Consider the following 12708-nt stretch of genomic DNA (forward strand, 5'->3'; position numbering starts at 1 on the left):
AGGAGCGCAGCGGTTTTGCCTAACGTCAGGGGGGCTGCTCGCTATAGTCTGCCTTTATGAATCAAGGCCGACTCAAATCCGGTCCGGCGGATTTCGTCCTGTCCGGGTGGCTACCGACTGCGCTGCTTCTGATCGTGACCTTGGTGGTCGGTCCCGCGCTGGGCGGATTGTCGCGTCCGCTCTTCGTGGTCGGCTGCGCCGCTGCTGGCTGGCTGGCCTGGCAACGCAGCACCGCGGCCCATATCCAGTCGGCCATCCTGCTGTTTGCCTTCGCGCCATTCGTGCGGCGCGTGGTCGATGTGTCGGTCGGCTACGACGCGGCCAGCATCATGCTGATCGGGCCGCTGTTGTTCATCCTGACGCCGTTACCGAGCCTGTGGACGTTGCTGTCGTCCCGCGAGCAGTTGCGCGATCCCTGGCTGATCGCGCCGGCTATCGTGCTGGCCTGCATCGCTTACGGTGCCATGCTGTCGGTTTTTCAGAATGACTGGATGAGCGCGGCGACAGGTGCGTTAAAGTGGGCGGCACCTGTGCTTTATGGCATCGCTCTGCAGCAGCGCGCAAAGTCTGATGGTGAACTCGTCAATGCCATGGCGCGTATCTTTCTGGTGGTGCTGCCGCTGACGGGTCTCTACGGCATATGGCAATATGTCGATCCGCCGAGTTGGGATCGGTTCTGGATGAACTACGCCTCGATCCTGTCGGCAGGGTATCCGCTGCCCTATATGGTGCGCGTCTTCAGCACGATGAACGGGCCCGCCACTTACGCGACCTTCACCGCAACGGGACTGCTGTTGCTGGGCTTCCTGAGACCGGGATGGCAGTCACTGATTGCCTTGGCGCCCGCGGCACTGGGCCTGTTGCTGTCGCTGTATCGGACCGGCTGGATTGCGCTCGCGCTGGCCGTGGTGTTCTGCATGGTGTTTCAATCCACACGGCGGCGGGCGCTTGCGACCGGACTTGGCATCGTCGGCGCAGCCATGGCGGCGGTCCTGTTCACGCCCTTCGGCGATGTGATCACCGAGCGGCTGCAGTCGCTCGGCAGCGGTTCCGAGGATGGCAGCGGCAACGAGCGTCTCGAAGAATTCGTGACGCTGTGGAATACACCTGACAGCATGGTGGTGGGATCTGGTTTCAGCTTCACCGATATCGGTGTCGCGGGCACCATGCCGGTCGATGGCCAGATCATTGCGAGCTGGCTCACGCTCGGCATTCCCGTCGGGCTGCTTTGTTTGGCAGCCTATATCTGGGTCGGGGTCTGGAGCACGTCTGCGGCATGGCGGATGCGGACCAAAGAAGGCGTGGTGCTCGGCGCTCTGTCGCTCGGCGGCATCCTGATTCACTTGCCACTGACCAGTATCTCGTCAGGTGAGATATCCGCTCTGTTCTGGATGATTTTCGCGATGGCCTGTCCGCGCGACCAGACTGTCAGACCTGCCGAGGATGCCGTGATGCCCCTGGAGCAGGCGCGGACCGGCAGAGTTTAGTCCGATCGGGCCGCTTGGCTGACAAGCGGAGCAGGTGCAGGTTTGCGCTTCGGCAGTGGCGCAAGCCCGAGTGGTGCGAGCAGGTTCAGCCGCTGCAACACGACATGGGCTACCATGGGCAAGATCACGCCGGCCGCGGTGCCTGCGAGGAGATAGATCCACGGCATTGGCTGCACGTGCAGCATCTGCATGATGATCCGCGTGCCGGATCCCGCCATGATGTGCAGCACATAGATCGTCATGGACATCACGCCGACCAGCGCCAGCCAGCGATGCCGCGTCTCGTTCAGCAATTTGCAAAGCAGCACCACGCTGGTGATGCCGAGAATGCATGCCGGAAGCGATGCTATGCTATTTGCGTCGGAGCCGGAGAGCTGTCCTCCAACGGCAACCGCCGCAGCGAAAGCGGTGACGGTTACGATCAGCAGCGTCCAGCCGGTTCGCCCGTGAGGCTGCCACGCCATCACGATGCGGGTTGCATAGAGTCCCGCGACATAAAACGGCAGGTGATGCATGGTGAGCGCAAGATCGGGGCGGATCGGCAACAGCATGAACACGATCAGGCCAGCGAGTGCGACGACAATCATGATGATGCGATTGGGAATGAGCACTGCCAGTACGTGGCAAATCATCAGGGCATATAAAAACCAGAATTGCGCCATCGGCCGATACCAGATCGCCCCGAGGTCGCTGGCGGTGATGGGAATATTGGCATTGCGCGATATCAGCATGATCACGCCGCCCTGGATCAGCGACCACAGCACATAAGGGTAGGCGATCGTCCATGCCTTGCTGGCAAGGAACGGTCGAGCGCCGCGTGCGAGGCTGTGCTGCACGTTCAGGCCCGCGAGAAAGAAGAACAACGGCATGTGGAACGTATAAAGCGTATAGCTCATCCACTGCGCGAGCGGTCCGTCAGGAAACAGATGCGGCGGTATCAAGCCGCCGAGTACGTGGCCATAGACCACGAGAATGACGCCTATACCGCGCGCGAAATCGATCCAGATCTGGCGCGTGCGATCGGTCTGCGCTCTTGGTGCTTCTGCTTGTTCGGCTGGCGATAGTTGCATCGTGAGGCATCGCTGGTTCTGAATATCTGGATCAGCAAGACAACATACGCCGAGAGCCGTACACCATCGTTAACGCCGATCCATGAAATGGCGGCCGGGCGTTCATAGGCGCTTTTCTGGAAAACAGGCTTGATTTCTCGGTCATTTCGGTGCCCATCTGCCCTGACAAGCTGCCGGCAAGCAGTTCTGTGCTCCATTGGTGCGCTGACACGTTCAAGGACCTCTCGTGACTGACTATGTTCGCAAAATCCTGGATAGCCGCGTCTATGACGTCGCGATCCAGACGCCGCTGGACCCGATGGTCCGGCTGACCGCGCGCATGGGGAGCCCCGTGCTGCTCAAGCGCGAGGATTTGCAGCCGGTCTTCTCGTTCAAGATTCGCGGCGCGTACAACCGTATTGCGGGGCTGTCCGCGGAGCAGCGCGCGGCCGGCGTGATTTGCGCGTCGGCTGGCAATCATGCACAGGGCGTGGCGCTGTCAGCGCAGCGGCTCGGGATCAAGGCAACCATCGTGATGCCGGTGACCACACCGCCGATCAAGATCGATGCTGTCAGATATTGGGGCGGCAATGCAGTGCTGTTCGGCGACACGTTCGACGAAGCAGCAGCGCATGCGCGCAAGCTCGAGGCCGAGCAGAAGCTGACTTTCGTGCATCCCTATGACGATCCCGACGTGATCGCGGGGCAGGGCACCATCGGCATGGAAATTCTGCAGCAGCATCCCGATCCGATCGAGGCGGTGTTCGTGCCGATCGGCGGCGGCGGGCTTGCGGCTGGCGTGGCGTCCTTCATCAAATTTCTGCGCCCGGAGACCAAGGTCATCGGTGTCGAGCCAGTCGATGCTGCATCGATGAAAGCCGCGATAGATGCCGGCGAGCGCGTCGTCCTCAATCGCGTCGGTTTGTTTGCCGACGGCGTCGCTGTGCGCCAGGCCGGCGTCGAAACATTCCGTCTCTGCCGCGAGTTGCTCGATGATGTGATCACGGCCGACACAGACGAGATGTGCGCTGCCATCAAGGATATTTTCGAGGATATGCGCGTGATCGCGGAGCCGGCCGGCGCCTTGGCGCTGGCGGGATTGAAGAGCTATGCCGCGAACAATCCCACGCGCACCGGCGCGCTGGTTGCCATCAACAGCGGCGCCAACATGAATTTCGATCGCCTGCGCCACGTCGCGGAGCGTGCCGAGGTCGGTGAGGCGCGCGAGATCCTGCTGGGCGTGACCATTCCGGAGCAGCCTGGCAGCTACCGCCGCTTCATTCAGACCATCGGCAATCACAACATCACCGAGTTCAACTATCGCTACGCCGACGCCAAGGAAGCCAATGTCTTCGTTGGGCTGAAGCTGAGCGGCGCAAAGAACGACAAGGGCGAGCTGATCGGGCAGTTGCAGGCGCTCGGTTACAAGGTGCTGGACATCAGCGCGGACGAAACCGCCAAGCTGCACATCCGCTATATGGTTGGCGGGCGAGCACCGCCGGCTTTGCGGGACGAGGTCATCCTGCGCTTCGAGTTTCCGGAGCGTCCGGGCGCCTTGCTGAAATTCCTCGACCAGATGGGCGCGGACTGGAACATCACGCTGTTCCACTACCGTAACCACGGCGCGGATTACGGCCGGGTGCTGGTTGGGATTGAAGTCCCGCAGGCCGACCGGCCGACCTTGACGCAGCGGCTGACCTCCCTCGGCTATCCCTATGAGGACGAAACGCAAAATCCGGTCTACCGGATGTTCCTGAACGGCTAGGCGAGAGTGAGGCAGGGCCGGTTTCTGCCTTTTTTTCGCTCAAAGGCGATGCTTAACGGAATACTAGCACTGTCCGGCCAGAGTCGGGCGGTGTGCTGATGCCGGAAAAGGGCGTTGGCTTGGGGTCCCTTACCGGTTTCATCACGCGATGCGTCTTTCGCTGCTGCCTGTCCTGATGTCCCTGCTGGCGCTGTCTGTAGCCCCGGCACGGGCAGATTTGCGCATCACCCGGGACCACGGCGGCTATGTCGAGGAATACAAGGCCAAGTATGAGCGCATCCGCGACCGCAAGGAGCGGGTGATTATCGACGGCATCTGCAATTCGGCCTGCACGCTGGTGTTCGGAATCGTGCCGATGAACAAGGTCTGCGTGACGCCGCGCGCCAGCTTGGGCTTCCATCAGGCCTATTACGACAAGGCCTTCACCTTCGGCATGAAGGTGATCAGCTACGAGGGCACCTCGGACCTGATGGCCTATTATCCGCCGCCGGTGAAAGACTGGCTTGCGCGTAACGGCGGTCTCACGCCGGAAATGAAGAAGATCAAGAACGGCATGGATCTCTGGAAAATCGTCGATCCCTGCCCGGAAGAGTTTTTCTAGTTTTCAATCTTCAATCGACCTGAATGCCTTCACGGTTATGACACCGCGAGCCGCGCATCGCCGCGCCTGATCAGCGCCAGCGCGATCAGCACCGTCGGCGCGAGAATGCAGGTGGCGAGGGCAATGATCTGCCACTGCGACAGTGGATTGATGCCGCCGCCGGGCGTCGCCATCACAAAGCCGCCGATCACCAGCAGCACACGTAGCGGCCATTCCATCGCGCCCGCTCGCCGGAGGTCGCCGACATAGGCCTGATAGCCCTGAATGCCGCCGCAGATGAAGACAATGCCGAGACAGGCAAGGCCGGTGAGGCCGAACGCTTCGAGGTAAGGGCTGTCGCCCTGCAATAGCAGCGCAGGATTCAGCACGAAGAAGAACGGGATGAAATAGATGATGCTGCCGACCCACATCGACTCCCAGCCGGTCTTCATCGCCGGTGCGCCGGCGATGCCGGCGGCGGCAAAGGATGCGATGGCGACCGGTGGCGTGATCGACGACAGCATGCCCCAATAGAAGATGAACATGTGTACGGCCATCTTGTTGAGGCCGAGCTTCTCCAGCGCCGGTGCGACAAGAATAGCGAGGAAGATGTAGCAGGACGTCGTCGTCAGGCCGAGGCCGAGGATCAGGCTGGTGAAGGCACACATGATCAGCAGCAGGAAGACGTTGCCGCCGGCGATAGCCAGAAGGTCGTTGGCCAGGCTCGAGATTACGCCGGTGAGCGAGAAGGCACCGATCAGCAACCCGCAGCCGGCGAGGATAGCGATCAGTTCGACGAAGGTCTTGCCGTTGAGTTCGAGGAAGTGGATCCAGCGCGCGCCGCCCCAATTCTTGCCAGGGAAGAATTCATTGAGCGCAGCGAGGATGCACATTCCCCATAGATAGGCGTTCTGCAGATCGAGCCAGACCATAAGCCCAGTCAGCATGATCGAGAGTGCCAGGACGGCAGTGTTGCCCTTCTTCCACGGTGCCGGGCCTGACCATTGATGCAGGATGACCAGCAAAGCGGTGGCATAGAACGGCGCGTGGCTCTCGCGTTTGAAGTAGAGCAGCATCACGACAAGGATCGCGATGACAAAGAGATAGTACCAGCCCTCCTTAAGCGCATCCATGAAGCGCGGCAATTCCTCGCGCGGGATGCCTTCGAGCTTGTGACGCGCTGCATAGCTGTCGACCTGCGCGAACAGGCCGAAGTAATACAGGATCGACGGAATGGTGGCGGCGAGGGCAACGTCGGCATAGCTCGTGTTCATGAACTGCGCCATGACGAAGGCCGTCGCGCCAAGGACCGGCGGCGCCAGCACGGCGCCGGTGGACGCGCAGGCTTCGATCGCTCCTGAGTAAGACGGCGTGAAGCCGGTTTTCTTCATCGCGGGGATCGTCATCGTTCCGGCGGTGAGCACATTGGACACGATGCTGCCACCGACGGTGCCGAGCAGGCCGGATGCAAAGATGCACACCTTTGCCGCGCCACCACGGAAGGTACCGCACATCGCGAAGGCAATGTTGATGAAGAACTTGCCGGCGCCGGTCATCATCAGCGCAGTGCCAAACACCAGGAAGCCGATCACGGTGTCGGCGAAGGCTTGGATCGGAATGCCGAGCAGGCTCTCGCCCGACAGCACGTGATAGGCCGTGGTTTGCTCTAGCGTCGACTGGGTGCCGCGGAACGGTCCGAGCCATTTGGCGTCAGCAAACAGCGGATACAGCGTGAATGGGAAGACGCTGAGCAATAGACTCCAGCCGCCGGTGCGGCGCAGCGCCTCCATCAGCACGAACCACATCACGAGGCCTGCGGCGATCACGGGTTTAGGTGCGCCGTCGAATTCCCAGCCAAATTGGGCAGCCTTGCGAATGTTCATCATCAGAAAGATCGCCGCCGCGAAAGTGGCGACGAACAATACGACGTCGTACCACGGCACACGGTCGAGATCGGCCTTTGGCGTTCCCGGAAAGATCAGGAATGTGAACGGCAACATCAACGCGATCAGCAGATAGAAATATTCGGTGTTGAGCTGCGTGACATCGACGAAGAAGCGCAGCGAAAATTGCTGGTTGATGCAGAGCAGGATGGTCGCGAGGGTGGCCAGTATGAGCGCCCAGCGCCACACGCCGTGCAAGGCGCGGACGCGCGAGACCTCGGATTCCTGGAGCTCGGCGACCCCATGGGGATCGTCGAGCTCCATTTTTACGGGAATGTCGGATGCGGACCGCACATGATCGGGTGACGAAATTGACATAATGACCCCGATTATTATTCGCGGTTGCAGCTAAAAATGACGACGTTATTCGAAGCCGTTCGGCATGCCGGCCTTCTTGAGCGCAGCCGCGCGGGCCGTCATCCAGCCGTCGAGAAATTCCTTTTCGCCGGTTGATGCATTTGCCTTGGCGTATTCGCTCCATGCCGCCTTCAAGACGTCCTGCCGCTTCAGCAGTCCGTCATTGTGTGTCTGGTCTTCTGGCGTCCAGTTGCCGGCTTCCTTGAGGGCTTTCACGGCACCGGGATGAAACGGAACGACCCACTTCATGGACTGCGCTTTTACGGCGAGGCCTAACGCGCCTGGTGCGTTGTCCTTGTAGGCGTCGAAGTTGACGATCATTGCCTTGGTGATCGCGTAGATCTGATCTTCCGCCTGCGAGCCGTAGACGGTCGCGACGGGGTAGGGGTAGGTGCTCATGTTGACGGGCGCTGATGCCGTGATGCCCGCGCCGCAGGTTGCGACATGCGGATTGAAGAACGGTGCCACACGCTTGACGCGCTCCCAGCCGGCCTTGTCTTCCGCTGGGAGCGGCGGCCAGATGATGCCGCGCGGCGATGTCTCGACCTCTTTGGCCGGGCCAGTGATGGTGGTAGCAAAGGCTGCATCGACGTCGTTGTTCACCATGCCTTTCCACATTGCGCCGTAGCTTGCGAACTCGATCGGCTTGATGTCTGCCTTTGTGAGACCGGCGAACGCCATGATCGCAAGCGAGTTCTGGTTCAGGGCAGGTGAGCCGACGACGAAGCCGACGCGTTTGCCGCGTAGATCCTTGATCTCCTTCACGCCGATATCGCGAGCGACGCCGAGCGAGGCGCCATTACAGTCGATGGTCGACAGCGTGACCTGCGCTGGCTGTGGACCCCATTCCTTGACGCCGAATTCGAACACGCCTTCCTGCGCGAAGTAGATGCCCGAGCCCATCCAGGCGATCGTGGCGCGACCGGCGCGCAATGGCGCCAGCCGCGCGACATCATTGCCGGCAGGCAGCACACGCACGTCGGTGGAATATTTGTCCTTCATCATCTTGCCGACGGCGACGGCGATGTTGAAGCCGGCAGTGCCGGTGTCATAGGCGGTGACCGCCATGGTCGGTGGAAGCTTGATTTCCTGTGCGCATACAGCGCCGGTCGTAGTGAGCACGGCAACGGACGCCAGCGCGATGAGCCGGTGAAGCATTTTCCCTCCAGATGCATTCGCTTTGCGAATTGCTTTTTATTGTTCGGCGATCATGTCATCGCCGTCCGGCGCTGGCAATGTCCTGAGGCCGTTCGCTGCATGATGGGAGCGGTCACCATCTCAGACAGAATGCCGCAGCACATTGGTACGGCAGTCTAGGCCGTCACTGCATGTCTGCTCACGTCTCGACTGTGCCGAGCAACTGTCCTTCCGCGACCACGTCATCGACCGCGACGATCATCGATTTGATTTTACCTGCGGCAGGAGAGGCGACCGGAATTTCCATCTTCATGGCTTCGACAAATGCCACTTCGTCTCCTTCATTCACGGAATCGCCGGTTGCGAGCGGCAGTGAGCAGATACGGCCGGCGACTTCGCTGAGGATCTTGATCTCTGGCATGGTGTTCTCCGCGATCACGCGGGCGGCTGCTCGCTATAGGTGTAGCGCCGACGCGACCGGACAATCCCTAAGAATGAGAAGAAACGAGCAGCTTGGTGTTGTCGCCGCAGATTGCCTGAGGTAGCGTAGCCCGCAAGTGGAATATAATTCCGCAGAGTGGAACGGGACGGCGGCGCACATCGGGGCAATCCAACGGATTGGCTCCCCGCGAGATGCGTCGTTTTAAGGGAAACGCATCATGGGACGACGTTCGGAACGGCTCAGCAAACAAGGCATGCTCGCCAGCGATCTGGCAGGCGACGGCGATGTGATCCAGGTGGTTTCGCGCGCCTTTGATATTCTTCGCTGCTTCGAGGGCCATGACGCCCGGCTGGGTAATCTCGAAATTTCCAATCGCTGTGGCCTGCCGCGCTCCACCGTATCGCGCCTGACGCATACGCTGACGCGCATGGGCCAGCTCGCCTATCTGCCTGCAGATCAGAAGTACCGCATCGGATCGAGTGCGGTCGCGATGAGTGCTTCGATGATGCGGGGACTTCAGGTGCGCAACCTGATCCGCTTGCGTCTGCAGGAAGTTGCAGAACAGGTACCTGGCACGATCGGCTTCACGATCCCCGATCGTTTCCACATGGTCTATCTCGAATATGCCCGCGCCGATCACGCGCTCGGATTGCATTCGACCACCGGCAGCCGCATTGCCATGGGTCGGACTGCAGCCGGTCATGCCTACACCGCAGCGCTCGACGAAGACGTCGGCAATGCCCTGATCAACGATATCGCCCGCGAAATGCCCGAGGACGCCAAGATCCTGCGCGGCAAGATAGCAGGGAATCGTGAATGTCTGCGTGACAACGGCTACGTTCTCGCAGGCGGACTTTGGACGCCGCATATCACCGGCATTGCGACGCCGATCTGGTCACCGCAGTATCAGACCTATGTGGTCGTCACCATCGGTCTGCTTGCCGCCATGTATGACGAGCAACGCCTGCAGGACGAGATCGCTCCGATCCTGCGTCAGCTCAGCGGCACGATCAGCATGATGGTTCAGAACGCAGACAGCGGCCTGACCAGTGCGCCTGTTCCAGATGCGCCTCCCGCGCCAACAGCTCAGAAAAAAATGCTCCCGGAGGGAATGAATGAACTGGAAGCCGGAACTCGACGACCTCGCCCGGCGCGAAGCCTTCGCGCGGGAGATGGGGGGCGCTGACAAGGTCAAGCGACAGCATGACCAGGGCCGGCTCACGGTTCGTGAGCGTATCGACAGGCTGATCGACGCAAAAAGTTTTCACGAAGTCGGGGCTGTCTCCGGCATCGGTGAATATGATGCGTCTGGCGAGCTGAAGCATCTGACGCCGGCGAATTGTGTGTTCGGTCGCGGCAAGATCGACGGCCGTCCCGTTGTCGTTGTTGGCGACGACTTCACCGTGCGCGGCGGTTCGGCAGACGCCTCGATCTCGGCCAAGCCGCTGATGGCTGAGGAAATGGCGCATGACTTCCGGCTGCCGATCATTCGCGTGATCGAAGGCTCCGGCGGCGGCGGCTCGGTCAAGACCATCGAGACCAAGGGCGCCGCCAATCTGCCGGGCGGCGTCGGCGGCACGCGCTGGTACTGGTACACGACGTCCAATCTGGCGCAGGTGCCGGTCGTGGGCCTTGGCCTTGGTTCCGTCGCCGGCCTCGGTGCGGCGCGGCTCGCAGCCAGCCATTATTCTGTGATGACGAAGAATTCGGCGATGTTCGTCGCCGGACCTCCCGTGGTCGCCCGCCTAGGCCAATCGCTTGAGAAGAAGGAGCTCGGCGGCGCCGATATCCAGACGCGCGCTGGCGGCGTCGATCATGCCGTGGAGACTGAAGAGGAGGCCTTCGCCTGTGCGCGGCGCTTCCTGTCCTATCTGCCATCGTCTGTCTATGACCTGCCGCCGACGATCGCCTGCAATGACGATCCCGAACGTGCGGAAGAAACTCTGCTGAACGCCGTGCCGCGCAATCGCCGGCAGGTCTACAAGATGCGCCCGATCATCGATGCCGTCGTCGACAAGGGCTCGTTCTTCGAGATGGCCGCGAATTTCGGCCGGCCGATCATCACTGGTTTTGCGCGTCTCGAAGGCCGCGCGGTGCTGTTGCTCGCGAGCGATCCGTTTCATTACGGCGGCTCGTGGACCGCGGAAGCCTGCCAGAAGGTCGTGCGTTTCGTCGACCTTGCCGAGACTTTCCATCTGCCTGTTGTCTATCTCATGGATTGCCCGGGCTTCATGATCGGGCTCGATGCGGAGAAGGCGGCGACCATCCGACACGGTGTTCGCGCCATGGCAGCGGTCAATCAGACCACGGTGCCGTGGTGCACGATCATCATTCGCAATGCGTTCGGTGTCGCTGGCGTGGTGCATCAGCCGGCCAACCGGTTCTCGATGCGTTACGCATGGCCTTCGGCCTATTGGGGCTCGCTCCCGCTGGAAGGTGGCATCGAGGCTGCCTATCGCGCCGAGATCGACGCGGCGGACGATCCAAAGCTCAAGCAGCAGGAGATCGAGGATCGCCTCAACAAGCTGCGCTCGCCATTCCGTTCGGCCGAGAAGTTCTGGGTCGAGGAAGTCATCAATCCCACGAAGACGCGTTCGCTGCTGTGCGAGTTTGCGCGTCTTGCTGAACCGCTCCGCACGGCAGGCCCGTCACGGCTGGCCATGCGGCCGTAAGCTATATTCGCCGCAGTACCACGCTGGCATTGACGCCGCCGAACCCGAAGCCATTCGAGAGCACGTGCGCAATGGCCATCGGCCGCGCCTTGCCGCGGATCAGATCGATGCCTTCGGCAGCGGGGTCGGGGTTTTCGAGGTTGAGCGTGGCCGGCGCGATCTGGTCGCGCAGCGCAAGGATCGCGTAGACCGCCTCAAGCCCTCCGGCTGCACCGAGCAGGTGGCCCGTAGCGGATTTGGTCGAACTCACAGCGACCCCGCCAGTCGTGCCGAATATCGACTTGATCGCTTCGAGCTCGCCATGATCGCCGACCGGTGTCGATGTCGCGTGGGCATTCAGATGCTGGATATCGGCAGGCGTGATGTTCGCCTGGGCCAGGGCGATATCCATCGCGCGTTTGGCGCCATCGCCGTCCTCGCGACCGGCCGTCATATGGAACGCATCGGAGGTCGTGCCGTAGCCGATCAGTTCGGCAATCGGCTTCGCGCCGCGTGCCAGTGCATGATCCAGTTCCTCGAGCACCACGACGCCGGCGCCTTCGCCCATCACAAAGCCATCGCGGTCGCGATCGAACGGACGCGAGGCGCGCTCCGGATTGGCGACGAAGTCGGTGGAGAGCGCGCGAGCGGCGGCGAAGCCGCCGAGGCTGACGCGGTCGATACAGGCCTCGGCACCTCCGGCGATGGCGACATCCGCTTCGCCGGAGCGAATGAGACGTGCTGCATCGCCGATCGCCTGCACGCCGGCGGCGCAGGCCGTTACGGGGGCGCCGAGCGCGCCTTCGAAGCCGTAGCGGATCGAGATATGACCGGCCGCGAGATTGACCAGGAACGAGGGCACGGTGAACGGCGACAGCCGGCGGATGCCCTTGGTATCTGTCGTGCGGACGGCGTCGGCAATGGCTGGAAAGCCACCGATACCGGAGGCGATGATCGTGGCCGTGCGCTGACGCTCCCGTGCATCCTTCGGCTGCCAGCCGGCCTGCGCGATGGCCTCATCGGCAGCCATTAGCGCAAACAGGATAAAGCGATCCATCTTCTTCTGATCCTTGCGCGGCGCCGCCTTGTCAGGATCGAAACCGCCTTCCGGATCATTGGCGATGTCGGGTACCTGGCCGCCGACCTTGGCAGCAAGGTCGGCAGTCATGGCCTCCGGTAACAGGCGGATACCGGATTGACCGGCGAGCAACCGAGACCAGTTGATCTCGACGCCGCAACCGAGCGGCGACACCGCTCCCATCCCCGTAATTACAACGCGGCGCATGATGATTCCAGT

Annotated in this window: 10 protein-coding genes; 5 read left to right on the plus strand and 5 right to left on the minus strand. The window is 61.6% G+C overall.

The features are described from left to right. The first annotated feature begins 56 nt into the window (after positions 1-56). Entirely contained in the window at positions 57-1487 is a 1431-nt protein-coding gene (locus A4A58_RS06805; protein ID WP_068730690.1) for an O-antigen ligase family protein, read from the plus strand. On the opposite strand, the gene A4A58_RS06810 is transcribed toward A4A58_RS06805, so the two are convergent. Continuing rightward, positions 1484-2557, minus strand: coding sequence for an acyltransferase family protein (locus A4A58_RS06810; protein ID WP_068730691.1), 1074 nt, complete (start codon positions 2555-2557; stop codon positions 1484-1486). The two genes, A4A58_RS06805 and A4A58_RS06810, sit on opposite strands and share 4 nt — an antisense overlap. Positions 2558-2783: 226 nt before the next feature. On the opposite strand from A4A58_RS06810, the gene ilvA reads away from it, so the two are divergent. Continuing rightward, a complete protein-coding gene (gene ilvA / locus A4A58_RS06815; protein ID WP_068730692.1) occupies positions 2784-4301 on the plus strand; it encodes a threonine ammonia-lyase, biosynthetic in 1518 nt (505 codons plus the stop codon). Between the two features lie 148 nt (positions 4302-4449). Then, positions 4450-4902, plus strand: a complete 453-nt coding sequence (locus A4A58_RS06820) for a hypothetical protein (RefSeq protein WP_068730693.1) — start codon at positions 4450-4452, stop codon at positions 4900-4902. A 35-nt stretch (positions 4903-4937) separates the two neighbouring features. On the opposite strand, the gene A4A58_RS06825 is transcribed toward A4A58_RS06820, so the two are convergent. The 3 genes from A4A58_RS06825 to A4A58_RS06835 all read right to left on the minus strand — a co-directional run bounded on the left by A4A58_RS06825 (position 4938) and on the right by A4A58_RS06835 (position 8739). Continuing rightward, the gene (locus A4A58_RS06825) at positions 4938-7142 is read right to left on the minus strand and encodes a TRAP transporter permease (RefSeq protein WP_068730694.1); all 2205 of its coding nucleotides are present in this window, start codon (positions 7140-7142) and stop codon (positions 4938-4940) included. 45 nt (positions 7143-7187) lie between these two features. Further along, the gene (locus A4A58_RS06830; RefSeq protein ID WP_068730695.1) at positions 7188-8339 is read right to left on the minus strand and encodes a TAXI family TRAP transporter solute-binding subunit; all 1152 of its coding nucleotides are present in this window, start codon (positions 8337-8339) and stop codon (positions 7188-7190) included. A 178-nt stretch (positions 8340-8517) separates the two neighbouring features. Beyond that, entirely contained in the window at positions 8518-8739 is a 222-nt protein-coding gene (locus tag A4A58_RS06835; RefSeq protein ID WP_068730696.1) for an acetyl-CoA carboxylase biotin carboxyl carrier protein subunit, read from the minus strand. Between the two features lie 238 nt (positions 8740-8977). Between A4A58_RS06835 and A4A58_RS06840 the strand changes: the two genes are divergently transcribed. Together A4A58_RS06840 and A4A58_RS06845 are read left to right on the plus strand one after the other, a co-directional pair. Beyond that, positions 8978-9946 carry an IclR family transcriptional regulator gene (locus tag A4A58_RS06840; protein ID WP_068730697.1) on the plus strand — a complete coding sequence of 323 codons (969 nt, stop codon included), beginning with the start codon at positions 8978-8980 and terminating at the stop codon, positions 9944-9946. Further along, complete coding sequence (locus A4A58_RS06845) at positions 9876-11432, plus strand: acyl-CoA carboxylase subunit beta (RefSeq protein ID WP_068730698.1); 1557 nt, start codon at positions 9876-9878, stop codon at positions 11430-11432. The genes A4A58_RS06840 and A4A58_RS06845 overlap by 71 nt, the downstream gene beginning before the upstream one ends. Before the next feature lies 1 nt (position 11433). Here A4A58_RS06845 and fabF read toward each other — a convergent pair whose 3' ends face one another. Then, positions 11434-12696, minus strand: coding sequence for a beta-ketoacyl-ACP synthase II (fabF, locus tag A4A58_RS06850; protein ID WP_068730699.1), 1263 nt, complete (start codon positions 12694-12696; stop codon positions 11434-11436). Between the last annotated feature and the right edge of the window lie 12 nt (positions 12697-12708).

This window comes from Tardiphaga robiniae, from assembly GCF_001618955.1.
GTDB classification, from domain to species: domain Bacteria; phylum Pseudomonadota; class Alphaproteobacteria; order Rhizobiales; family Xanthobacteraceae; genus Tardiphaga; species Tardiphaga robiniae_A.